Consider the following 24,007-nt stretch of genomic DNA (forward strand, 5'->3'; position numbering starts at 1 on the left):
AGAAAACTCCTACTTTGTTCCATTCCATGCAGGCAGCGGCTCAGGCCTGCCCGGGGGTGGCCCGGCCTACCCGGTCCAGTGGCAGCACATTCGTCACCACGATGAAGATGAACACCCACAGCCCTGCTGTGCCGAGGATCCCGAGCAGGCCGTCCGGGCCGAGCGGGAGCTGGTAGCTGTAGTAGCCGGCACCGGTCTTGGGCACTTCCTGGCCTCCGATGAAGATGGCCCAGCGCACCATCCAGGCCGAATGCAGGGCCAGCAGCCCGATGAGCAGGCTGGCATCGGGATGCTTCCACCCCAGCCACCAGGCCAGCCCCGTGGCACCCACGGCCCAGATCGCCACGGTCTGCCAGTTCTGCGATGGCCCGACCTCTCGCAGCGCCTCGGCATCGTTGGCAGACAGCCCCGTCATGCCCAGCACCAGCCACACCAGCCCCACCCCCAGCGAAGCCAGCAGCAGCCAGGCCACGCCCCATGCCATGCGCCGGTTGAGAGCGGCATCGTGCCGGGACGGCCCAAAGCGGTTGAGCAGCATCACGAGCCCCAGCGCCCCCGCCACGGCCGTGAGGAAGAACTGCACCGGCAGCAGCGGCGTGTGCCACAGGGGCCGTGCCCGCACGGCCATCACTTCCGCTCCCGTATACACCGCCACCAGCACCGCCCCCACCAGGGTCAGCAGCGCCGCCATGAGCAGCGGGCCACGGCTTTCATGTCCGCCCACTGCCAGCCAGCGGGCAGCCCAGGCAAACCGGCCCCGGGCGTCGGCGTGCTGCTGCAGCAGCGGCCGGAACGCCAGCCATGCGTAGAGCAGCAGCCCCGTGAGATAGACCGGAATGAAGAACGACCCCCACGACATCCACGAGGAAGGCGTGAAATAGGCGTAGAAATGCCAGAACCGCCCCGGCTGGTGCAGGTCCGAGAGCAGGGCCACCGGCGCACACAGCCCGCAGACCAGCGCAGCCAGCAGCGCCAGCCGCGAAGGCACCTGCCAGCCCGGCCGGCGGAAAGCCACCCCCGGCAGGGACAAGAGATAGGCCCCATACGACAGCCCGATCAGAAAGAAATACTGCACCGCCCAGGGCAGCCATGCCACTGCGCGCGTCACGTTGACGGTTTCGACGATCGTGTTCATCTCGACATCTCCTCGTTCTCACGCGTGGGCGCGGGGCTTCCACAGCGTGCCCTCGCCCTCGACCTTGCCCTCGAACCGCTCATCGAGCCCGATGTAGAACACCTGCGGGTGGGTTTCCATCTCGGGCTTGAGCACCTTGAGGCGATCCCGGTTGGCATCGAGCGTGCGACGCAGTTCGCCATGGGCGTCATTGAGATCGCCGAACATGCGTGCCCCGCCCACACAGGTTTCCACACAGGCCGGCAGCAGCCCTGCCTCGACGCGGTGCACACAGAACGTGCACTTGTCGGCCTTGTTGGTGTCGTGGTTGATGAAGCGCGCGTCATACGGGCAGGCCTGCACGCAGTAGGCACAGCCCACGCAGCGGTCGCTGTTGACCACCACGATGCCGTCCGGGCGCTTGTAGGTCGCCCCCACCGGACACACCGGAATGCAGGGCGGGTTCTCGCAGTGGTTGCACAGGCGCGGCAGCACATAGGTGCCGGCCGGCTGCCGCGCCGGGGCATCGGTGAGCTTCACGCTGTAGGTCGACACGATGGTGCGAAAGCTGCCCTCCGGCACCACGTTCTCCTGGATGCAGGCCACGGTACACGCCTGACAGCCGATGCACTTGCGCACATCGACCAGCATGGCCCAGTGGTGCCTGGCCGTGGGCGCAGCCTGCAGGGCGGGAGCTGCCACGGCGGCCGCCGTCACCACCGGAATGCCGCGCAGAAAGCTGCGGCGCGAGGCCACGCGCGCATCCTCCTCGCCGCGCGGCACGCATTCCGCGGCATGGTCTGGGGTGAGCTGGTGCATGAAAGATCCTCCGTCGTGTTCAAAACCTTGCCCCGACTGTAGGAATCTCCCTGCCCCTGCCGCATCTGCGCTAGTTCCCATCGGAATAGACGGTTTTCCCTATTCCGCCGCAGTATCGACAGGCTTGTTGCGCCAGATCAAACCCACGTCCTCCGCCTGCGCCGCCCTTTTGCCCCTGCAAGCGGCACAGCGACCGGCGCCGGCAGTGCCCCTCCTCATAGAATCGCCTTCATGCTCCCCCTTCTTTTTGGCTGCTGCATGGCCTGGCTTCTGCCGCTCCGGTGCGATCCGCATCCTGTGCCCCTCGCATGGCGGCGCCTGGGCATGGCGGCTCTGCTCGTCCTCACGGGGTGCCTGGCGCAGGCGGCGGTCCAGTCTCCCACGCCGGCCGAGCAGCGCCCCGAGGTACGCATCGGTGTGCTGGCCTTCACGCGCAGCGAGCCCCCACAGGACTGGAGCCCGGTGGCACGCTACCTGAACCATGCCCTGCCCCGTTACCACTTCGTGCTGCTGCCCTTGGACCACGAGGGCCTGACCCGTGCCGTCCGCGCCGGCACGCTGCAGTTCGTGCTCACCAACCCGGGCCAGTACGTGGAGCTCGAAAGCAGCTACGGCGTCACCCGCCTGCTCACGCTCGACACCTCGCGCGGCAGCGCCTCCCCCAGTCCCCGCACCGGCACCATCGGCTCCGCCGTCGTGGTGCGTCGGGAGGCCCGGGGCCTGCAGCGGCTCGAAGACCTGCGCCATCTCACCGTCGCCATCGTCGGCACCGAAGCCTTCTCGGGCTACCAGATCCTGGCCGGAGCGCTCCAGCCACTGGACATCACCCTGTCCGAGGAGGACACCCTCCTGTCCACCGGCCTGCCCATGGAGCGCGTGGCCGAAGCCGTGCTGAGCGGCCGCGCCGATGCCGGCGTGCTGCGCACCTGCCTGCTCGAATCCCACCCCGAGTGGCAGAGCCGCCTGCGCGTGGTCGCCCCACAGACCCTGCCGGGCTCGCACTGCGCCACCTCCACCCCGCTGTACCCGGACTGGCCCATCGCCACCCTGCGCAGCACACCCCAGCCCCTGGCGCGCGCCGTCACCGCCAGCCTGCTCGGCATGGAAGCCCCCCGCGACGGACTCAGCTTCACCGTCCCCTCCGATTACCAGTCGGTGCATGAACTGTTCCGCACCCTGCACATCGGCCCCTATGCGCGCCTGCCGGAACCCACCCTGCTGAGCCTCGCTCGCCGCTACTGGCCCTGGCTTGCTGCCCTGCTCGCGCTGGTGTGCGGCTGGATTCTCTACACCGTCCATGTCGAACACCTCATCCACCTGCGCACAGCCGCCCTGCGCCATGCCCTCGACGCACGCAAGGCCCTGGAGGAGCGCGTGCGCCAGAGCCAGGAACAGGCCGACCACCTGGCCCGCCTGTCCATGCTCGGTGAGCTCTCCGGCACGCTCGCCCACGAGCTCAACCAGCCCCTGGCCGCCATCGCCAACTACGCCCGCAGCCTGATCCTGCGCGTCGACCACCACCGCCTCGACGACTCCGCCGTGCGCGAAGCGGCAGACGCCATGGCCGAACAGGCCGAACGCGCGGGCGACATCATCGCCCGCATCCGCCACTTCGCCCGCAAGCGTCCCGGCAGCAGCACCCTGGCCTCGCCGTCGCAGATCGCGCGCGACTCCATCGCGCTGTTCTGCGGCATGCTGCCCCACCCACCGGCCATCCACATCGAAGACCACTTCCCCCCCGACCTGCGCGTGGAAGTCGACGCCCTGCACATCCAGCAGGTTCTCATCAACCTGCTCAAGAATGCCTACGACGTCACCCACCTGCTGCCCGCCGCCCACCAGACCCTCACCCTGCGCCTGTGGGCAGACGCCCGCCATGCCCACTTTGAGGTCATCGACGACGGCGAACCGCTCGATGCAGACACACGGGCACATCTCTTCGAACCGTTCTTCACCACCAAACCGGAAGGCCTCGGCCTGGGACTCTCCATCTGCCGCGGCATCGCCGAGGCCCACGGCGGCCGGCTCGATGCCACCCCCGCAGACCCCCTCCCCGGCAGCCGGGGCATGCGCTTCACCCTGAGCCTGCCCCTGCCTTCCCTGCCGGACACCCCCGACACGCCGCCCTCTCCCGCCCCGGATTCCCGCCATGCATGACGTCTCCCTTCCTGCTCCCGACTGGCACCTGCACGTCGTCGACGACGACGCGCCGTTCCGCCGCTCCCTGGTCTTCCTGCTGGAATCCATGGGCTGGCAGGTCACGCCCCACGCCTCCGCAGCCGACTTTCTGGCCGCCTGCCCCTCGCCCCAGGACACATTCGGGTGTCTGCTGCTCGACATTCGCATGCCTCAGATGAGCGGCCTGGAGCTGCTCCGTGCCCTGGTGTCACGCGGCTGGAATCCCGAAGAGATCCCCGTCATCTTCCTCACCGGTCACGGAGACGTGGAACTGGCCGTGCAGGCCATGAAGCAGGGCGCCTTCGACTTTCTGGAAAAACCCTTCCGCGACCAGCATCTGCTCGACGTCATCGGTGCCGCCCTGCGCCAGCGCGCCGCAGCCCTGCACAGAGGCCGCCGCACGCGTCAGGCCCATGACGCCCTCACCCGGCTCTCCCCGCGCGAATCCGAAGTTGCCCGGCTCGTGGCCCGCGGCCTCCCCAACCGGGCCATCGCCCAGACGCTCGACATCAGCGAAAAGACCGTCCACATCCATCGCCAGCGAGTCATGGACAAGCTCGACATCGGCAGCGCAGCCGAACTGGCACGCATCATGTTCCACGCCGATCCCGAGGCCCTCGACGACTGACCGCCGCCCCCTGCCCACCCCTGTCGCCCGGGCCCATCGCGATCTGCATACAATGGTCTGCAACATGGTGCCCTCTTCTGCCCCCCTCTCCCTCTCCGCCGGCCTCAATGCCGACCTGCACTGCCACTCCACGGTGTCCGACGGCACCCAGTCTCCGGAATGGCTGGCCCAGCATGCCCACGACAACGGCGTGGAGCTCTGGGCGCTGACCGACCACGACGAAGTGGGCGGCATTGCCCGCGCCCGTGCCGCCGCCCTCGCGCTGGGCCTGCCCTTCCTTGCCGGCGTCGAAATCTCCATCACCTGGGCCGACAAAACCGTCCACATCGTGGGCCTCGGCGTGGACGAGCAAAACCCCACCCTGGTCGAAGGACTCCGACGCACCCGTGGCGGACGCGAGGCCCGCGCCCGCGACATGGCTGCGCAGCTCGCCCAGGCAGGCATCCCCGGCGCCTTCGAAGGCGCCCTGCACTACGTGGACAACCCCGACCTCATCTCCCGCTCGCACTTTGCCCGATTCCTCGTGGAGCGGGGCATCTGCAAGGACATGGGCGACGTCTTCCACCACTACCTGACCGAAGGCAAACCCGGCTTCGTGCCCCACCGCTGGGCCTCCCTCGAAGATGCCGTGGGCTGGATCCGTGGCGCAGGCGGCATCGCCGTCATCGCCCACCCTGCCCGCTATGGGTTCCCTCCCCTGCAGGAAGATGCGCTCTTCGACCAGTTTTGCGCGCTGGGCGGCGAAGGGGTGGAAGTCGTCACCGGCAGCCACACCCCCGACGAATGCCTGCGCTACCGCGACCGTGCCCTTGCAAGCCACCTGCTCGCCTCGCGCGGCAGCGATTTCCACTCCCCCCGCGAGAGCCGGCTCGACCTCGGCACGCTGCCCCCGCTCGATGCGCACCTCACTCCCGTGTGGCAGCGACTCGCCTCCCGCATCGCCCTGCCCGAAGGCCGGGTACTTGCCTGATCCCTCCTCTCCTTCTGCCCATGGCCCAGCTCTTCGAGATCCACCCCGACAATCCACAACCCCGGCTCCTGCGCCAGGCATGCGCCCTGCTCGACAAGGGCGAGGTACTTGCCGTGCCCACCGACTCGGGCTATGCCCTGGCCTGCCATCTCGACGACAAGTCCGCCGCCGACCGCCTGCGCCACATCCGCGGCCTCGACGACAAGCACCACCTCACCCTGCTCTGCCGGGATCTGAGCGAGCTTGCCAACTACGCCCGCGTGGACAATCGCCAGTACCGGCTGCTGCGACAGGGCACTCCGGGGCCCTACGCCTTCATCCTCGAAGCCTCCAAGGAAGTCCCGCGCCGGCTCAGCCACCCCTCGCGCAAGACCATCGGCCTGCGCGTGCCCGAACACCATGCCCTGCAGGCCCTGCTGGCCGAACACGGCGGCCCCTTGCTCGCCACCACCCTGCTGCTGCCCGACTCGGACGAAGCCTTCCACGACGCCGATTCCATCCTCGACGCACTCGACCATGAACTCGGCGGCGTGATCGACTCCGGCGCCTGCCCGCGCCAGGCCGTCACCGTGGTGGACCTCACCCCCATGGGCCACGGCGGTGCCCCCGAGCTCGTGCGCGAGGGCGCAGGCGACCCGGCACGTCTCGGCATGTAAACTCGGCAGGGCCTCTCTCCGGTACTGCACAGGCGCGCACCAGTGCCTGCCCCGACAAAGGCCGGCACCGAGGCCGCAGCAGGAATGCACCAGGCCGCTGCCCCCACCCTCATCGCCACGGCCTCCTTCCTGCCCCTTTCCCTTTTGCCACTCCTCCCCATGGACCTTGCCCAAACCATCCAGGCCATCACCCTCTACGCCATTCCGGTCCTGTTCGCCATCACGGTGCACGAAGCCGCCCATGGCTACGCCGCGCGCTACCTGGGCGACAACACCGCCTGGAACCTGGGGCGCGTCACCCTCAATCCCCTGCGGCACATCGACCCCATCGGCACCATCGCCATGCCGCTCGTCCTCTACCTGCTCACCGGAGGCGCCCTGCTGTTCGGCTACGCCAAACCGGTGCCCATCAATTTCGGCAAGCTGCGCAACCCCAAGCGCGACATGGTCTGGGTCGCCCTGGCGGGACCGGGCTCCAATCTGGCTCAGGCCATCCTCTGGGGCGCCGCACTGTACCTGTGTGCCGGACTGGGTCTTCATGAGCCCTTCGTTCTACAAATGTGCAAGGGCGGCATCCTGGTGAATGTGGTCATGTTCGTCTTCAACCTCTTTCCCATGCCCCCGCTCGACGGCGGACGCATCGTGGTAGGGCTCCTTCCTCCCCGTCTCGCCTGGCAGTATTCCAAGATCGAACCCTACGGCTTCTTCATCGTCATGGCTCTCGTGGTGACCGGCATCGCCTCGCGCCTGTGGATGTATCCGCTCATGAACCTGACCTATGCCGTGGTGGATTTGATACTGAGCCCGCTTTCCATATTGGTGCGCTGAGCCGGCGACTACACACTTTTGTATCAACATGAAAGTCGTATACGTCGCCAATTTGCCTGACAGCCCCACAATATGCACAAAGCACACGCATGCTGCCGGAGATGTAAACAGATTTGAAGCTATGATTACATCCATTCGTAATTGCATGCAGCTGCCCAGGCAGATTCGATTTACTCTTTCATCCGGCGCTTCCGACTGTTCCGGATTCTGGAAATATGTCGTTATTCATCGTTGAAGACCACCCCCTGTATCGCGAGGCACTCGCCAGTCTTGTCCGGCGTCTGCGCCCCGGCGAGGACATCGTGGAACTCGAACGCGTGGGCAGCATTCCAGAGGCCGTCAAGACCCATGGCCAACCGGAAGCCATTTGCCTGGACCTGACCCTCAGCGACACCCTCGGGTTCTCCGGCATCCGCGAGATCAAGCACCACTTCCCCATGACCACGCTGGTGGTCATCTCCGACCAGGCTGCCGAGGAATGCGAAAGTCTCTGCCTCGAAGCCGGAGCTGATGCCTACATCTCCAAGCTTGTCGATACCCGCGATCTGTATGCAGCCCTGCGTACCATGCTGCTGCCCGACAGCACGATCGAAGAAAACGATCTCGCCAACAGCAAACTCTCCAAGCGCCAGACCCAGCTGCTCGCCGCCCTCGAAGAAGGCCTGAGCAACCGCGACATCGCCGAACGCCTCGGCATCAGCGAGCACACCGTCAAGGTGCACCTCTGGCGCCTCTTCCGCCGTCTGGGCGTCAAGAGCCGCACGCAGGCCATCCACATCGCACGCGCCAACGGCCTGATCAAGGCCTGACGCCATATATTCCCTCCTCCCAGGAGCCTTGCACAGGCTCCTTTTTCATGCCTGAATAATCCCTTCACCCCCCTGAATCGCCGAGAGGGAATAGCATGCTCGTTTGATTATGTCGCATAGAATCGTTGCATTTTCAGAGTCCCTTTTGCACATCGAAAGTGTTTTGTCCATTCACCAAATGGATAATAAAAACACGAGTAATCTTTCATAGTATTTAATACATTCATAATACAAGCATCTTTCGTCTGTATCCTCCCTGTTCCGCAGGATGCCCCTGAAGCATGCGGATCCACCCCTGCCGTGCAGACCGGAACTCCGCCCCTCTCCCGCCTTCCGCCCTTTTTCCCGACATGCTGCGCGACCGGCTCGTTACCCTGTTCACTCCCGACCTGCGCGGCCCCATGCGCTATGCGCTCGATCGGCGCACCTTCTGGTACAGCCACTACCTGTCCACGGGGCTGCGCACGAGCAGCGGCATTCTGGCAGTGGCGCTGCCCGCCCTGTGGCTGTTGCCTCTCGGGCTGGCACTGGCCATGGCTTTCGGAGCCTCCTGCCTTGCCCTCGTCGACCAGACCGGCCCCCTGCGCAGCAAGATGCGCGAACTGGCCGTCTCGCTGCTGCTCAATACCCTGGCCTCGTGCGCAGTGGGTCTGCTCCAGCCGCATCCTCTCGCCCAGGATGCCGTCACCCTGCTGCTGACCTTTGCCTCGGCCTTCGTGCTGCTCTATGGCAAGCGCGCCATGCCGATCCAGTTTTCCATGCTGCTGGCCATGACGCTGTCGATTGCCCATGGCGGTACCCCCCACGAGGCGCTGCGCACCTCCGCGGCCTTCCTGCTCGGCGGCATTCTGTATTTCGCCTATGCCATGGCTGTCTCCACCCGCCAGCGCCACCGCGTCAAGCAGCAGGTGCTCGCCGAATGCCTGTTCGAGCTGGCACGCTATCTCGACATCAAGGCCGGTTTCTACGATCCAGCCACCGATCTCGACAGCCAGTACACCGCCCTCATCCGCCAGCAGGTGGTGCTGGCCGAGAAGCAGCAGGCCGCCCGCGACATGGTGCTGCAGCCCCAGCAGGATCCGGGCGACGACCGTCTCATCCAGATCCATCTGGGCATGCTCGACCTGTATGAGCAGGTGATGTCCACCCACACCGATTACGCCGCCCTGCGCTTCTACTTCGGCCAGGGCGATGTGCTGATCTTCCTGCGCGACATGGTGCTCAAGACCATGCGCGATCTCGAAGCCATCGCCTACGCCCTCACCCGCGACCGCGTGTCGTCCAGCCCGGTACGCTACGCGGCCGAACAGCGCGCCCTGGAGTACGAACTGCACCTGCTCTCCCAACAGGTGCAGGCCCACACCATGCCTGCCGAGGCGCTCACGCAGCTGCGCTCGGCCTTCGTCAAGATCGGCGACATCGTCCGCTGCATCGGGGAACTGCATGCCGCCACGCGGCTGCAGAAGGTGGACCTCCCCGCGCTCGACCTCCGGCTTTTCGTCTCCCGCCCACGCCTGGGCCGCACCCTGCTGCTCGACAACCTCAGCCTGCAATCCCCCATCTGTCGCTATGCCCTGCGCATCACCATGGCCATGGCCACTGCGCTCGTCATCGGCGACTTGCTGCCCTATGCCTCGCACGCGTACTGGATCATGCTCACCATCGTGATCATCATGAAACCCAGCTACGCCCTGACCCGGGAACGTCGTGCCAAGCGCATGCTCGGTACCGTGCTGGGCTGCGCGCTTGCGGGTGTGGTGCTGTGGTGGGTGCGAAGCCCAGTGGCGCTGCTGGTCATTCTGTACCTGTCGCTCACCACCTCGGCCACCTTTGTGCAGATCCGCTACCTCTACACGGCCACCGCCGCCACGCTCACCGTCATGATCCTGCTGCACTTCATCGATCATGGCGGCAGTGCCGGCATTGCCGTGGAGCGGCTGGCCGACACGGGCATCGGCGTGCTCATCGCCAGCGTCTTCAGCTTCGTGCTTCCCAACTGGGAGCGCCAGGCCCTACCCTCCCTGCTGCGCCGCATGCTCGGCAGCGCGCGCCTCTATCTGGACGAGAGTCGTGGCCTGCTGCTCGACCACCCCATGGACGACGAAAACTACCGTCTGGCCCGCAAGAGCTTCCTGGACCAGATCGCCGGTGTCAATGCCGCACTGCTGCGCATGCTCGAAGAGCCCCGCCATCGGCAGCATGGCGTGCGGCAGATCAATCAGCTGCTGGTGCGCACCTACCTCATCACGTCCCACGTCGCGGCACTGCGCATGATGCTGCGTCGACACCCCGAACTTCCGCAACAGGAAAGCTACCGCATCGAGCTGTCTGCCGCCATGGACCTGGCGACCCAGGCACTGTCCGAGGCCTGCACCACGCTGCAGGGAGCCTCCCAGGCAGCTTCAGGGGCCACGCCCCCCGCCATGTCCTCCTCCTCGCCCGCAGAAATGGCCTTCACCGCCGACGCGCTACCCGGCAGCAGCGAACATCTGCGCAGAGTGCTCCAGCAGCGCATTCGCTCCCTGCAGACCGACGCCCTGAGCCTGATTCCGCTGGCGGCAAGAGCTTCACGGGTACTCCAGGGCCCCGCATACACCACCGCGCCCCCATCGGCCTGAGCACGGCCCCCTCCAACAGCCCCTCTGGACTCAGATGGGCATGGCCACGAGATCGTGCCCCTCGGCCGCCACGATGCGGGCCTGGGTGAACTGCCCGACCTTGAGGATCTTGCTGATCTTCTGCGGAGGCAGCAGGCGCACGATGCCGTCGATTTCCGGTGCATCGGCATAGCTGCGGCCCACCGCCCCCTTCTTGCCCTGATTCGGGGCGCTGTCCACCAGCACCTGCATGGTCATGCCCACGCGCTCGCGCAGCTTGGCAGCCGATACCTCTTCCGCCACTTCCATGAAGCGGGCACGCCGCGCCTCCCGTTCGGCATCGGGCAGTGCATCCGGCAGGTCATTGGCCGCTGCACCCTCGACCGGGCTGTAGGCAAAGCAGCCGGCCCGGTCAATGCGCGCCTCCCGCACGAAATGGAGCAGATGCGCGAACTCCTCTTCCGTCTCCCCCGGAAAACCGGCAATGAAGGTGCTGCGCACGACCAGCTCGGGGCACAGTTCCCGCCACTTCTGGAGACGCTCCAGGTTGCGCTCGCCGCTCGCAGGACGCTTCATGCGCCGCAGCACCTCCGGATGGCTGTGCTGGAACGGCACATCCAGATAGGGCAGCACCAGGCCCTGCGCCATCAGCGGAATGATCTCGTCCACGCTCGGATAGGGATACACATAGTGCAGCCGGACCCAGGCTCCGTGCCGCTGTGCCAGCTCGCCGAGCGCCTGCACCAACTCGAACGTCCGCGTGCGCAGGGGTCGACCGTTCCAGAAGCCGGTGCGGTATTTCACATCCACGCCATAGGCAGACGTGTCCTGGCTCACCACCAGCAATTCCTTGACACCCCCTTCAAAAAGGGCCTCCGCCTCGCGCAGCACATCTCCCACGGGACGGCTCACCAGGTCTCCGCGCATGCTTGGAATGATGCAGAACGTGCAGCGATGGTTGCAGCCCTCGCTGATCTTCAGGTAGGCATAGTGTTTGGGAGTCAGCTTGACGCCTGCCACCCCAAAGCCCCCCGGCACGAGATCCATGAAGGGATCATGCGGCTTGGGCAGATGCTGGTGCACGGCCTCCATCACTTCCTGCGTGGCATGCGGGCCCGTGACGGCCAGCACGCTGGGATGGATTTCCCGCACCAGATTGTCCCCGGCATGCCCCGCCTTGGCACCCAGACATCCCGTCACGATCACCTTGCCGTTTTCCGACAGGGCCTCGCCTATGGTGTCCAGACTTTCCTTGACGGCATCATCGATGAAACCGCAGGTGTTCACGATCACCAGGTCGGCGCCTGCAAAGGTCTTGCTGGTTTCGTAGCCTTCGGCAGAAAGCTGGGTCAGAATGAGCTCGGAATCGGTCAGTGCCTTGGGGCAGCCGAGTGATACCATACCTATACGCGGGGTGTCTCCCCTGAGTTTGATGGGTTCGGTCATGATGGGAAAGGGTCTGGTTTACAGCTATTTGAGGTTTTCGGATCCGCGTCAATCCACTGGCAGCAGCGCCGACCGCCAGATGGCCTATGCCGCTACCTGGGCGGCAGAGCACGGACTCCAACTCGACACGACGCTGACGCTGCGCGACGAGGGCTTATCCGCCTATCACCAGCGTCACATCAAATCCGGAGCGCTGGGCGTGTTCTTGCGTGCGATCGAGGACGGACGCGTGCCAGCAGGATCTGTGCTGATCGTGGAAGGCCTGGACCGTCTCTCGCGCGCTGAGCCATTGCAAGCCCAGGCACAACTTGGCCAGATTGTAAATGCCGGCATCACAGTAGTCACGGCAAGTGACGGCAAAGCCTATAGCCGCCAGCGTCTAAAAGACAATCCGATGGATCTCGTGTACAGCTTGCTGGTGATGATCCGCGCACACGAAGAGTCCGACACGAAGAGCAAACGCGTGAAAGCCAGCATTCGCCGGCTGTGTGAGAAGTGGCAGGACGGGAGCTACCGGGGGGCCGTTCACCAGGGGCGCGATCCTGCCTGGCTGAGGAGAAAGAATGATGGCTGGGAGGCGATCCAGGAGCGTGCCGACGCCATTCGGCGTGCAGTGCAGCTTTACCAGCAAGGCCTGGGCGGAAAAGGAATCATGCAGGTGTTAGATTCCGAGGGCCTGATGCTCTACGGCGACAGCCTAGCCAACCACACTCAGCAGCTGTACCGCACGATCCAGTTGCCGCAACTGGCTGGCCACAAGCCAGTGTCCGTAGACGGCGAGGAATATCTTCTGCGCGACTACTATCCGCCGATCCTGTCCCAGGCTGAATGGGATGAGCTGCAGCGCGTGCGATCGCAATCAGGCCGCCGGCGTGTGAAAGGTGACCTCCCCCACGTCATCACCGGCATCGGCATCACCGTGTGCGGATACTGTGGCCGGCCGATGGCTGGCCAGAACCTTGCCACCAAACCGCGGCTGCCCGATGGTCGCATCCGAGACGGTTACCGCAGGCTGCTGTGCGCATCGGCTGCAGCCTATGGCGGCGGCTGCAGCGTACCGGGGTCAACGAGCGTGGCACCGGTGGAGCGCGCCATCATGTCCTACTGCTCGGACCTGATCAACCTGCAGGCGCTTTACGGCGCCGATCGCACCGAGGGACCGCGCAAACGTGTGCACCAGACACGCATGCGCGTGGACGAGCTGCAGGCCCAGCTGGACACACTGGCCGATGCAATGCTGGCCAGCGCTGAAGAAGGAACACCCATGGTGTTTACACGCAAGGCGCGCGAGCTCGAGGCACAACTGCAGGAAGCCGAACAGCAAGTGGCCGAGGCAGAACGTGAGCTGGCCAGCTTGAGCAGGAAGGACATTGTGGGTGCCGACGCCCGCTGGAGAGAGCTCGCCGCCGGCGTAGAGGCCCAGGATCCTGCCGTGCGCCTTCAAGCCAGGCAGCTGGTCGCGGATACGTTTGAACGGATCGTCGTGTATCACCACGGCGTGCGTCCGGATCCGGATGCTGGCGAGCGTGATTACCAGATCGACCTGATCCTGCTGGCCAAGGGCGGGCATGCGCGCATGCTCCGGGTCAATCGGGACGGCAGTTGGGTTGCAGGGGAACAGCTCGAGTAATCGGCAAGTCATCGACGGGCGGCATGCCAAGGAGTCATCGCCAACCGCTATTCTGCGAGATTCTGGCGGCGATGCGCAGGGGTCTTTGCGTACCGCGCGTTGCGTACCTCGTCAGACGGCAACTGGCGGCTCTACACCAACACCCTCCCGTCTAACGCTACAGCTATGGGCACTGTGACCCGAGACGACTCCGATACCGGCGCCCTGGTGCGCATCGAAGCTACTGGATCCTACGTCCAGGTAAATGCTGGCGCTATCCGGGCACTGGATGGACGCAAGGTAGCCGCTGCACTCGGAACTGCAGGACGGCCTCCCAAGCTTCAGGGCGGTAAGCGCATCAATGTCTATCTCGACTCCGGGAGCCTTGATATTGCGGATGCACTCGGGGATGGGAACATCAGCGAGGGCATCCGGAGAGCTCTTTTAACTTTTGATTCGAAAGATGCGCAAACAAACTGAAAAGAAGGAGTAGATAAAGCCCCCACAACCTGCCGGAATTTCCGACAAGTTGTTTTATTGCCCAGGCCAAGCCTCCGCCAACGCCGCGTGGCGCACTTGGCAGTCGAGGTACTGCGGCGCGGTCGTTGTAATCCATCGCAAGATACTCGCGCGGGTACCATCCGGCAGCGTGGGCATATCGGGGCACGGCGCGGCGAGGTCAGCGGGAGGCGGGGTCGCTTGGCGCGGTGCCTGCGATGGCGGCGCGTGCGACGCGCAAGCCGTCATCGTCAAGGCAAATGTCGCGATAAACAGGGCGCGTGACAATGCGGTCAACGTACTGTGTGATGGTGCGGGTCTGCTGCTGTGCATGGGATGCCTCTTGTTGGTAGTTGGTGCTTGCCTGGTTCGCCTTCGCGGCGTCGGCTTGCTGTTGCGATGCTGCGGCAGCTTGTAGGGCGGCGTGCCCCGCTGCACAGGCGGCGCGCTCGGTGCGCGTGGCGACGGTGGAGCCGCGCCAGTACCCGAGGCCGAACGCTGCGGCCAGGGCGAGGATGAGGGCGAGCCATGTGCGGGGGTCTAGGATGCTCATGCCGCGCCCCCCTGGAGGAATAACGCGCGCTCGGCCTGGCGGCGACGGGTGAGGCCCGCGAGCGTGCGGCCGCCGGATTTGTCCCACCGCAAGAACTGGTTGGCGGCACCTTCTTTGTTGCCCTGGTTGAGCATTTTCAGGAGCGTGGAGGTCCGCAAGTTCTCAATCCCGACGTTGTAGGCGAATGCGACCAGGGCGTCGAATTGCCACTGGTCGATGGGAACTTGAACGTAGCGGGTGACCGCGGCCTCGTATCGCTGGAGAAGCGCGCGGAGGCCGGCGGTGGCCTGCGCTTCGGTGATGGGGCGGTCGCGCAGGGTGACGCTGCGCCCGTCTGGGTAGATGGTCATGCCATAACCAATCGTCGGGACGCCCGCGGGGCAGAGGTAAGGGGCCGCACGGAAGCCCTCAAACGACTCAATCAGGCTGATACCTGCGCCGGATGTTTGCATGATGGATGCCTCAAAAAAAGAAAACCCGCCGAGGTGGCGGGTGGGGTTGGTGATTGATGGCCGGCGACTATTCGCCGCGGCGGTCGTCGAGAATGTGCTGTTCGTCGCCCTTCGCGTCCCGGCGCATCGGCGGGCGCGCGGCAAGGAAGTAAACGCCGAGCATAGCGAGGGCGCGCAGAAGGTCAGGCCAGTCAGCCTCGTAGTCGCCGCCAAAGATTTCCCCGAGCGTGTAGAGGGCAGCCAGCGCCGGCGAGAGGAACGCCAGCAACAGACCCCACCCCGATGACCTGTCGAGCCGACTGGCGCAGAAGACCCCGACGATGACCAGTAGGCCCATGGCTGCCATGAAGAGGTATTCAAGCATCGCCGCCCCCCTTGTCACCGAGGCGGCGCTGCACGGCACCCATGAGCAACGGCAGCAGGCGCGGGCTTAGGCGTGTCGCGGCGCCGGAAACCAGCCCAAGTAGGCTCGGGAGGTGCTCGGTATTGATTTTGGGGACGTACTCGGCGACGACCGGGACCATTGGCCAAGCGACGAAAAGCGCGACGAGGACGCCTACGAAGGTCCACCAGGACGTTTGCCGCCAATCCTCCTGCTCTAGTGCCCCTGTCGCCAGCAGCACGCCGCCGATGGATGCGAGTAGCACAGCCATGACGCCGCCGATGAGGGGGCCGAAAACGACCCCCAGCAGGCCGATGACGCCGGCCGCTGCGACGCTGGCGCTGGTTACCGGCTCGGCCATGGCAGCCCCTTGTTGCGTTTGTTTTTGTATTTCACTGTGCGCTTCCTTTCGAAAATAAGGCCCGCAATAGCGGGCCTTTGAAACGGGCTCCGAGAATCGGCCCGTTTTGCTAAAAAAATGAAAGCGCCTCAGGCGCTCACAGTCATGCCACCAGAATAGATAGTGGATGTGCTGGAAGCCGTCGGAGATGCTAATGCTGGATTTCCATCGGAAGAAAATGAGACAGCCTCACAGAGCTGTGCGTACATCCAGTCCAGCGCATCTCCGCCCCGCACTGGCGTCCCCGCAATAGTCACTGATGTGCGACTGATAGAATTTTTCCCCTCAGAGTATGCAGCCTGGCTTATATACCCACTCACGACTGCCGTGCATAGATCGCTGCGCTGGTCAATGCAGCTGTATTCAATCACATGAAAGTTGACAATTGCACCTGTCCCGGAGTCAGTCAGGTCTTTTGAAATACCGATGATGGATGTCATTACCATTCCTTTATTAAAGTGTGGGCTTGGGATTCGCGTCTTTCACGGCTTTGACCGCCTCGTAAAACGCATTGTCTTTCGGTAGCTTCCCGTCGTCCATCGCGTGCCATAGCATGTCGAGCTGATCCGAAATTTTTGGGTAGGACTTTGCGCGAGAAACAGAGACCTCTTTAGACGCGGTTTTTGCGCAATAAATCCACTGTTTTGATTCAGAGTCCCACAGATTCGATCCGTCAGGCGCTTCTGGTATTTTTGTCGGGACGCCATCTTTATCAAGATAGTGTCCAGTGAAATCACCACGCACGCATGTCTCTTCGGGGCCAGTATTGAGAGCAACACATTCAGAAGAGGCGTCAAGCGTCATTCGCACATTTCCAAGACTGTCAAATATGGTGTGAAGCATGTTATTTCTTCATGTTTACGCAATAAAGAGAAATACCACCATCCGAAGATAAGGCCTTTAGCGTGTGATTGCCCGGAGAGAGAGAAACGACAAAAGGAATAGATTCAGACCCATTCACACCTGAAGTAGAACTACCATAAGTTGTATTTCCATCAATAGATAGGCCAACAATTTGATTGGTTTCCTCTGGATCAAATTTATGCCACATCAAGATATATACATTGCTGTTCCCAGACGAATTGATGTTAATCGTCAACGTCAAACTGGTTTTATTTGTGGACGCAAAGAACGTATTGCTAACCGCGTTACTCTTGATATTTGACGTATTGATTACGTCGAGTTGATTTATTGTCAAAACCCCATTAGACGCTCTCATTCCGGGAAGCGTCAAAGAGTTCATGGAAGCATTTCCAGCAGAATCGACAATGAAATTCCCATTGCCGATATTCATACTGCCGCCGGAGATGCTTCCCATGTTGGCGCTGATCGCAGAAAGCGAGCTGACGCTCATCTTGTCGGCTGTTACCGTGTTGGCCTTCAGGATTCCGCCATTGATATACGTCCCGATTCCTGGAGCAGACCACGGAGACGGACTAGTTTGGTCTGCTCCATTGGCAACGCCGCAGTAAGGCCGAAGGAAAAACCCATAGCTGTCGCTTTGCCCGCTGAAGGTGGCAAATTTGCGCATCAATATCTTGGCCTGAACCGTTCCTGTCGGAGCGAGCGAGACGCCAAACAGGCGCTTATACCCGTTGATGTCTACTCCTCCTGACATCTCAGCGGAATTCGTACCGATAAGAGTTGCCCCAGTCCACCCCCCAGAGCTGTCAAGGAAGATGATGTATGCGCTGACTGCGCAACGATGTGCTGCCGTGTAGACAGACGCCTCGTAATAGATTCCAGACCCCACTGTGAAGGCGGCCGTGTAAGAGTCGACGTAGGCAGAAGAATTACCAGAACCAGCTGAATCAGACTGGTGAACGGTCAAACAGTTGACCCCCGATGGGTGCCATGTGTCTCCCACCGTATTGATCCCGATGGCTATGTTGGAAGACGATAGGATCGAATATCCAAATGTGAAACCATCTGGAATGGTGTACCCATTGGATTCATAGGTCTCCACCATGGCAGAGTTGGTGCACAGGTTCCCACTCCCTACGCCGGACGAAAGCACATCAATGCTGGCGGTCCCTGCTGCTATCTTTGCCCCACTGATCGACCCCGCAGAAAGCTTGTCGATGATGGCCTGGCCGTTCACCACAAGACTGCCGTTCACCCCAACCACGCCGCTCGATGTGTCCACGACGAATGGGTATTGGGTGGTTTTTCCAGGAGCACCGATTCCAAACAGGTTGCTGTTGACAATGAAGCTGCTCACCGTCTGTCCGTTGTACGGCTGCGACGCAAGACCGTACCCTGCCACCATCCCGTTCACATCCACTTTGACCGTGTACTGCGCCTCCAGGCCGTTGATGCTTGTGGCCTGCGTATGGATCGAAGCAGTGTTCCCATTGACTTGAGTCTGGATTGTGCTGGCCTGCTGGCTGAGTGCAGAGTCTGCACTGGCCCGCGCCGTCGACTCATTCTGAATTGCCGCAGCGTTGCTCGACACGCTCGCGCTCACTGTGTCGATCTGCTGGCTGAGAGCGGAGTCTGCACTAGCACGTGCCGTCGACTCATTCTGAATTGCCGCAGCGTTGCTCGACACGCTCGCGCTTACTGTGTCGATCCGCTGGCTGAGTGCAGAGTCTGCACTAGCCTGCGCCGACCGGAAGGAATAGAGGTCTGCGCCGACTGTCTTGACCTCGGTTTCCTGCGTGTAGGCCGTGGCCGGCAGGCCGCCGTGCTCGACCTTCAGGCGACGGAATCCGGCGATGCCGCCGCCGGCGGCGTCCCGGAAATTGATGTGAACGTACCCGTGCGCGGTGCCTCTGGGGCATACCCCGGAAATCGCCATCGCCTGCTGGCGCGCATCGGTGTCTCTGAAGTCGAACACGCCGGCAATCTGCGTGCTGTCATAGGCGGCGGTCAGGTTCCCGTTGGCGTCGCGGAACACCAGCGCGATGTTCGCGCGGCCGGACTGCTGAAACGTCATGTCGGTGGAGGCTGTGTACGTTTGGTACTCCTCCACGCTCGGAATGGGCAGGATTACCGTGCTGGTTCCAGATGGGCACGCGCCAACGATGATTTGCCCCCATGTGGCGTTATCCGTCAGAGCAAGCCACCCCGGCAACGACCAACTAGCGGGGGCGCCCATGAGGTTGGGGCGCGTGGCGACCTTCGCCTGTAGCGTCGAAATCTGCGTCGCCGTGCTGCTCTGGTTGCTGGCGACGGTCTGGTTCAGTGTTGTGATGTTGCTTTCGGCGGTGCCGACGCGGGCCGCGAGTGTGGTGCGCTCCTGCGCCTCCGCTTGGTCTGCCGCAATTCGCGCCTGCTGCTCGGTCATCAGGCCGGCCATGCTGGCGCCGGGGGCGTTGCGGCCGACGGCGACCCAATCCACGCTGAAAACGTCGGCTGCGTTGTCATTGCCGAAGTCCATGCGGATCTGCGTGATTGTGCTCAACACCCAATCGGAGCCGCCCGCGGTCAGTTGGGACATGTCCCACTCGACGATGGCCGTGTCCCCGACGTTGGGAACTGGGCAGGTCGGTATTTGCTTGCAGAACCCGCCGTCGATTCCGTGCGTGGTCGTCGCGTAATAGATGTACCCGTCCCACCCGCTGCCGGCTAAACGCTTAATGCGTGCCTTGACCACGCTGTACTGCGCGCCGGAAATTGAAACGGCCGGCGACATGAACATCGGGTCGCCGTTGTGGGCGGTGACGTCAACCCATCCGTTGTTCCATGCGATGCCGGTATTATTGCCCCCCCACCAGCCTTGTGTGTCGGCATCGAAATACCAGATTGCGCCGGGGTCGAAGCCGCCGGCGACGCCTGCGGTCAACATGCTGATGGATTGCGCGAGTTGGTTGTCTCCGGCCTGGCGCAGCGTTGTCTCGTTCGACACGGCCGTGCCGCGCGCCTGCGCCTCGGCCAGTACGGCCGCCGCACGGGCGTCTGCCTCGGCCAGTACGGCCGCCGAGCGGGCGTCTGCCTCGGCCTTGACGCGGGCGGCCACGCTGCCGGCGGTGCTGTCGGGGGCATCAATCAGGCCGATGCGCTGCTGGAGGGACTGTGCGAGGTTGGATTCGCTTAAATCATTGGCGATCTGGGAAACGTCGTAAACGCTGAAGGCGATGGACGAGGACAGGTTTATGTTGTCCTGTCCGAAGGTATCGTAACCAGCGGCGCGCAGGTAATAGATCGTATTGCCGGTGAGCGCCGTGCCGTCGGCCAGTTTGCTCACGGTCACGAAGGTATCGCGGCCGATATAGACCTGATTGCCGGCGACGGCGGGGCATGTCGGGTCGGTGGACACCCAAACGATGATGCCGGCATAGTCGTCCTCGACCGGGGCGGCGCAGGAGAAGAATGCCGACTTCACGCCGCCGTCGATTTTGATGCCCTGGAGCGCGGCCAGTTGCGGATTGCTGGCCGTGATTGCCGCCCATGCGGACGCGCTACCCCACTTGCCGATGGCGCGCACGCTGAAGGTGAACGATCGCCACGGCCCGCCGTCCACGCGCATGTCGGAGCTCGTGTAGTCGAAGCGGAGCGCGTTGCCGACAGATACCGTGCGGCGCGTCTGCCCGCCTGCGTCGATCTTGACCTCGTATCCAGTCGCGCCAGCCACGGCGGCCCACTTGAACTTGGCGGCATCCGTCGTGTAGGCGCCCTCGAGCGTGAGGCCGGTCACGTCGGGCAGCGCAATGGGCTGCGGCGTAACGGTGTAGAGGAGCGTTGCTGGCTGGCTGACAAGGCCAAGGGCATTGTGGGCGGCGACGGTAAACGTGTAGTTGCCGACTTGCAGGTTGCCAATGTCAACGGTGGTTTCCGTGGTGTCCAGCGTGTGCCATGCCTCGGCCTCAAAGCGCCAGCGCACGGTGAACGCCGACTGTGTGCTGCTCCATGCCAACGTGCCGGCCAGCGCCACAATGTCGCCGCCGGTGTCGCGTGCGGCCACCACAAACGTGAGGCCATCCGGCGCAGCGGGACGCACGCTGTAGGGGCTGACCGGCAGCGCGTCCAGCTTGAACCCAAGCTCGACGGCATCGTACTTGGAGGGGTTGTAGTGCACGGCGGCAACGCTGATGGTGCCGTCCGATTCCTCGGTGACGCCGACCACGCGCCATTGTTCGGGCGCGACGGCGCCGGCCACGATGGCATAGACGGAATCGACAAGCGGCGCGGCGTCAAACGCGGTAGTCGCGTCCACGGCCGAAACGGTGCCCCCGGTGTTGGAAATCGGGCGCATTTGTGGCGTGCCGTCGGGCATGGTGAGCACGATTTGATAGACCGTGCCGGCCTGCAGCGTGACGGGAGCGTCTAGCGTGATATGCGTCGAGGTAGATGCGCCGACGCGGCCGCCGAAGCGCACCATGGTGCGATTGGCGTCGCTGGTCTGGATGATGGCGCCGGGGTACAGGCCGCCGGCGTCATATCCGGCCTTGAACGTAACGGTTTCGTCCTCGATCTGCTCTGTCTGCAGCAGCCACCGGCCAAAGCGCACGGCCTGGCCGCGCGAGTTGCAACCGAACGCCGCCACCTCGGTCTGCACCACGCCGAACTGCCGCACGGCGTCGTCGTCCTGCACGTACTCGACCTTCTGGCGGTACATGTCCTCGGGGTCGTTCCAGGTCACCAGCGCGACGGAGTGGCGCGCGGCGAGAGACGTGCCCACGTAGGCGAACGCGCCGTCGATCACGTTGGCGTTGGTGTATAGCGCGACGGGATCGGCGGGGCGGTCTTGGACTGCGACCACGCCGGCCGGGCCCCAATAGGCGATGCCTCGGAAGATAGAGGCCATGTTCTGCAAGACCTTGAACGCTTCCTCGCGCGTCTGGAGCACGAGATTGCAGGTAAAGCGCGGCTCTGTGCCGCCGTGGCCGTCGGGGACGAGTTGGTCGCAGTAGCGGGCGATCTGGTACAGGCCCCACTTGTCGATGGTGTCCTCGGTGATGTATCTCCCGAGTCCGTAACGCTCATGGGTCAGGAGGTCGTAGAAGCACCAGGCGGGGTTATCGGTCCAGGCCTGCTTAAATGCGCCGTCCCAAAGGCCCGAGTAGCTGCGCCCGATGGGGTCGTAATTCGAGGGCACGCGAATGATGCGGCCCTTGACGTGATAAGCCCGCGTGGGCACCTGGCTGAATTGCTGCGCGTTGACGGCGACGCCGACTACCGCGGTGTTGATGTAGGCAATCTGGCTCTCGATGATGCCGGTAACGCTCAAGAACAGGAGCGCGTTGGTCAACTTGCTGCTCGTGCTGTCTGCGGTCGTCTTGGTCACCCGAATGTCCCACGGACCCGAGCCGGGCAGATTGATACGGTGCGCGCGACGGTAACCGGAACCGGTCTTTCCACTGATGGTGTCGGACACGACGGACTGGAAGCCCCCGCCGTTGCTCTGCACCTCGATGGTGTAGGCGACGCTGGTGCCGTTGATGTTGCCGCTGTCGTCGTATTGCAGGAGGCCGTTTACGCCCACTGTGACGCGAGCTGAAGAAAACGCGCTGTTGGTGAGCGTGCGAGTGATCGGCGTCGCGTGCTTGACCTCAACGCCGACGGCCGTTTCGGTCTCCACATCCGAGAAACCGTCCATAGCTGTCTGCGTGAGCGTGCCGGTGCGGATCTGGATCTGCACGCCACCGAAGTTCTGCGAGCCATCGGCATTCTCAAGTGGAGTGTCGTTGAGAAAAATAGACTTGTTGCCATCAACCAGTCCGACGATTTCGCCCTCACAAATAGCGTCGATGTAACGCGCGATCTGGTTGCTGCGAAGGCTGTCTGGTGCCTCCACTCCTCCGCTGCTACTGCTGCTGCCTCCGCCTCCGGCGCCTCGAATTACTTTACTCATACTGCCATTTCCTCGGTCAAGATGGATGCGGACACGACCTGTGAGCCGGTCACGGCCTTGCCGTAAACGACGGCAACGGGGTTGAGTTGCGAAGTAGTATTGACGGGGCCGTCAAGCGTGTAGCTGGCCTTCGCATCGGGGGACTGACGGACATCTGCAGCTGTGGAAATCGCCAGCATCTGAGAGATACCCCCCAGTAACATCGACATACCCATACTCGTCATGGCGCCGGATACAGACGCGCCCAATATGGTCAGGCCTGCCGGTACGACAAAGACGGCGGCAGCGATGAGGACGGCGCCGAGGATGATTTGCCCCAGGCCGCCCTTACCGCCCGAACCGCGCACGACGGGGACAATCGAAATGTCACCGGCCGACTGCAACGCCAGTTCATCGGTTCCGACCCCCTTGTGCTTGCCGACGTGGACCCGGTAGCCTGGCGCCGAATGCTTGTGGAGGTGCTGCTCGAAGCCTGGAAGCTGCACGCAGAGCGCGCGGATGGCCTCGGCCGCGCTTTTCACGTCCAAACGGAATGTCTTGCCGAACGCCTTACCGAGGCGGCCATACAGTCGAATAGTTCGCATCATTTGCCCTTGTAGCGCAGCACCTTGCGCGTGTGCTGCCGGTAGATAGGCCCGTAAACGTCCCGGCTTGATAGTCGGTCGCGGAAGTGGTGCAGGAACTGGTCGCCGCCGAGGTAAACGCCGCAGTGCCATGCGTCGCCGCCGAACTGCATCAGCAGGCCATCCCCCGGCTGCACAGGCCCGTCGGCCTCGATGAAGCCCGCCTCGCTGAAGTGCTGGAACAGCGCGGCGCTGCCCTCGGCCCACCACTCGACGGGCACATAGAGGTCGATGCCCATTTCACGCTTGTAGTAGTCGCGCGCCAGCGTGAAGCAGTCGAGGACGCCGTAAACGTAGGGGCGGCCCACCAGCGGCGCCTCATACCCTTCAGGCTGAAACTCAAGCCACGCGCCGGTGGGGTAGTTCACGATGACCCACGGCACGCCATGTGCCTCGCAACTTACGCGGTCGGCCATGCTCGGGATGGCCGGCTCGTAAACGTGGGAATGCACGATTTTGACGATCTCTCCGCGGTCCTCTGCTGCCGCGTAGTCGGCTGGATGCAGTTCAAATTGCCCATCGTCTGCCATGTTGCGGCATGGCACGTAGCGTTTGCGGCCCTTCTCGATGATGACGACGCCGCAGCACTCGCGCGGGGCACACTCGGCGGCATGGGCGCGGATGGCATCGAGTAGTTCTGGACTCATAC

20 protein-coding genes are annotated in these 24,007 nt (G+C 63.5%); 8 read left to right on the plus strand and 12 right to left on the minus strand.

Features of this window, described 5'->3' with window-relative positions; all coding sequences use genetic code 11:
- Positions 1-40: 40 nt before the first annotated feature.
- The gene (gene nrfD, locus ACE3P9_RS02300) at positions 41-1,135 is read right to left on the minus strand and encodes an NrfD/PsrC family molybdoenzyme membrane anchor subunit (RefSeq protein WP_374491534.1); all 1,095 of its coding nucleotides are present in this window, start codon (positions 1,133-1,135) and stop codon (positions 41-43) included.
- An 18-nt stretch (positions 1,136-1,153) separates the two neighbouring features.
- Positions 1,154-1,933 carry a sulfate reduction electron transfer complex DsrMKJOP subunit DsrO gene (gene dsrO / locus ACE3P9_RS02305; RefSeq protein WP_374491537.1) on the minus strand — a complete coding sequence of 260 codons (780 nt, stop codon included), beginning with the start codon at positions 1,931-1,933 and terminating at the stop codon, positions 1,154-1,156.
- A 324-nt stretch (positions 1,934-2,257) separates the two neighbouring features.
- Here dsrO and ACE3P9_RS02310 point away from each other — a divergent pair, with 324 nt between their 5' ends.
- From ACE3P9_RS02310 to ACE3P9_RS02340, 7 genes are all read left to right on the plus strand, one after another.
- Positions 2,258-4,090 (plus strand): PhnD/SsuA/transferrin family substrate-binding protein, encoded by a 1,833-nt coding sequence (locus tag ACE3P9_RS02310; RefSeq protein ID WP_374491540.1) that lies wholly within the window; start codon positions 2,258-2,260, stop codon positions 4,088-4,090.
- On the plus strand, positions 4,083-4,739 hold the full coding sequence (locus ACE3P9_RS02315; RefSeq protein ID WP_374491542.1) for a response regulator transcription factor: 657 nt from the start codon (positions 4,083-4,085) through the stop codon (positions 4,737-4,739). The genes ACE3P9_RS02310 and ACE3P9_RS02315 overlap by 8 nt, the downstream gene beginning before the upstream one ends.
- A 64-nt stretch (positions 4,740-4,803) precedes the next feature.
- Positions 4,804-5,709 (plus strand): 3',5'-nucleoside bisphosphate phosphatase, encoded by a 906-nt coding sequence (locus tag ACE3P9_RS02320; protein WP_374491544.1) that lies wholly within the window; start codon positions 4,804-4,806, stop codon positions 5,707-5,709.
- Positions 5,710-5,729: 20 nt separating this feature from the next.
- Positions 5,730-6,365: an L-threonylcarbamoyladenylate synthase gene (locus tag ACE3P9_RS02325; RefSeq protein ID WP_374491546.1), complete on the plus strand. Its 636-nt coding sequence runs from the start codon at positions 5,730-5,732 to the stop codon at positions 6,363-6,365.
- A 159-nt stretch (positions 6,366-6,524) separates the two neighbouring features.
- A complete protein-coding gene (locus ACE3P9_RS02330; protein WP_374491548.1) occupies positions 6,525-7,193 on the plus strand; it encodes a site-2 protease family protein in 669 nt (222 codons plus the stop codon).
- Between the two features lie 215 nt (positions 7,194-7,408).
- Positions 7,409-8,002 carry a LuxR C-terminal-related transcriptional regulator gene (locus ACE3P9_RS02335; RefSeq protein WP_374491551.1) on the plus strand — a complete coding sequence of 198 codons (594 nt, stop codon included), beginning with the start codon at positions 7,409-7,411 and terminating at the stop codon, positions 8,000-8,002.
- Positions 8,003-8,352: 350 nt separating this feature from the next.
- Positions 8,353-10,620 (plus strand): FUSC family membrane protein, encoded by a 2,268-nt coding sequence (locus ACE3P9_RS02340; RefSeq protein WP_374491554.1) that lies wholly within the window; start codon positions 8,353-8,355, stop codon positions 10,618-10,620.
- A gap of 30 nt (positions 10,621-10,650) precedes the next feature.
- Here ACE3P9_RS02340 and rimO read toward each other — a convergent pair whose 3' ends face one another.
- A complete protein-coding gene (gene rimO, locus ACE3P9_RS02345; protein ID WP_374491556.1) occupies positions 10,651-12,045 on the minus strand; it encodes a 30S ribosomal protein S12 methylthiotransferase RimO in 1,395 nt (464 codons plus the stop codon).
- Here rimO and ACE3P9_RS02350 point away from each other — a divergent pair.
- Entirely contained in the window at positions 12,044-13,675 is a 1,632-nt protein-coding gene (locus ACE3P9_RS02350) for a recombinase family protein (protein WP_374491558.1), read from the plus strand. The two genes, rimO and ACE3P9_RS02350, sit on opposite strands and share 2 nt — an antisense overlap.
- 658 nt (positions 13,676-14,333) lie before the next feature.
- Here the strand turns inward: ACE3P9_RS02350 and ACE3P9_RS02355 are convergent.
- The 9 genes from ACE3P9_RS02355 to ACE3P9_RS02395 all read right to left on the minus strand — a co-directional run bounded on the left by ACE3P9_RS02355 (position 14,334) and on the right by ACE3P9_RS02395 (position 24,005).
- Positions 14,334-14,705, minus strand: coding sequence for a hypothetical protein (locus ACE3P9_RS02355; RefSeq protein WP_374491561.1), 372 nt, complete (start codon positions 14,703-14,705; stop codon positions 14,334-14,336).
- Entirely contained in the window at positions 14,702-15,157 is a 456-nt protein-coding gene (locus tag ACE3P9_RS02360) for a lysozyme (protein WP_374491563.1), read from the minus strand. The genes ACE3P9_RS02355 and ACE3P9_RS02360 overlap by 4 nt, the downstream gene beginning before the upstream one ends.
- 67 nt (positions 15,158-15,224) lie before the next feature.
- The gene (locus ACE3P9_RS02365; protein ID WP_374491566.1) at positions 15,225-15,521 is read right to left on the minus strand and encodes a hypothetical protein; all 297 of its coding nucleotides are present in this window, start codon (positions 15,519-15,521) and stop codon (positions 15,225-15,227) included.
- On the minus strand, positions 15,514-15,900 hold the full coding sequence (locus ACE3P9_RS02370) for a hypothetical protein (protein WP_374491567.1): 387 nt from the start codon (positions 15,898-15,900) through the stop codon (positions 15,514-15,516). Before ACE3P9_RS02370 ends, ACE3P9_RS02365 begins: the two co-directional genes overlap by 8 nt.
- 128 nt (positions 15,901-16,028) lie before the next feature.
- A complete protein-coding gene (locus ACE3P9_RS02375; RefSeq protein ID WP_374491569.1) occupies positions 16,029-16,379 on the minus strand; it encodes a hypothetical protein in 351 nt (116 codons plus the stop codon).
- A gap of 13 nt (positions 16,380-16,392) precedes the next feature.
- Positions 16,393-16,782: a hypothetical protein gene (locus ACE3P9_RS02380; protein WP_374491570.1), complete on the minus strand. Its 390-nt coding sequence runs from the start codon at positions 16,780-16,782 to the stop codon at positions 16,393-16,395.
- A 1-nt stretch (position 16,783) separates the two neighbouring features.
- Positions 16,784-22,735 (minus strand): phage tail protein, encoded by a 5,952-nt coding sequence (locus tag ACE3P9_RS02385; RefSeq protein WP_374491572.1) that lies wholly within the window; start codon positions 22,733-22,735, stop codon positions 16,784-16,786.
- Positions 22,732-23,322: a tail assembly protein gene (locus ACE3P9_RS02390; RefSeq protein ID WP_374491574.1), complete on the minus strand. Its 591-nt coding sequence runs from the start codon at positions 23,320-23,322 to the stop codon at positions 22,732-22,734. The genes ACE3P9_RS02385 and ACE3P9_RS02390 overlap by 4 nt, the downstream gene beginning before the upstream one ends.
- A complete protein-coding gene (locus ACE3P9_RS02395; RefSeq protein ID WP_374491576.1) occupies positions 23,319-24,005 on the minus strand; it encodes a C40 family peptidase in 687 nt (228 codons plus the stop codon). The genes ACE3P9_RS02390 and ACE3P9_RS02395 overlap by 4 nt, the downstream gene beginning before the upstream one ends.
- Between the last annotated feature and the right edge of the window lie 2 nt (positions 24,006-24,007).

Source organism: Allobrachymonas sp., assembly GCF_041912815.1.
GTDB lineage: Bacteria > Pseudomonadota > Gammaproteobacteria > Burkholderiales > Burkholderiaceae_C > Brachymonas.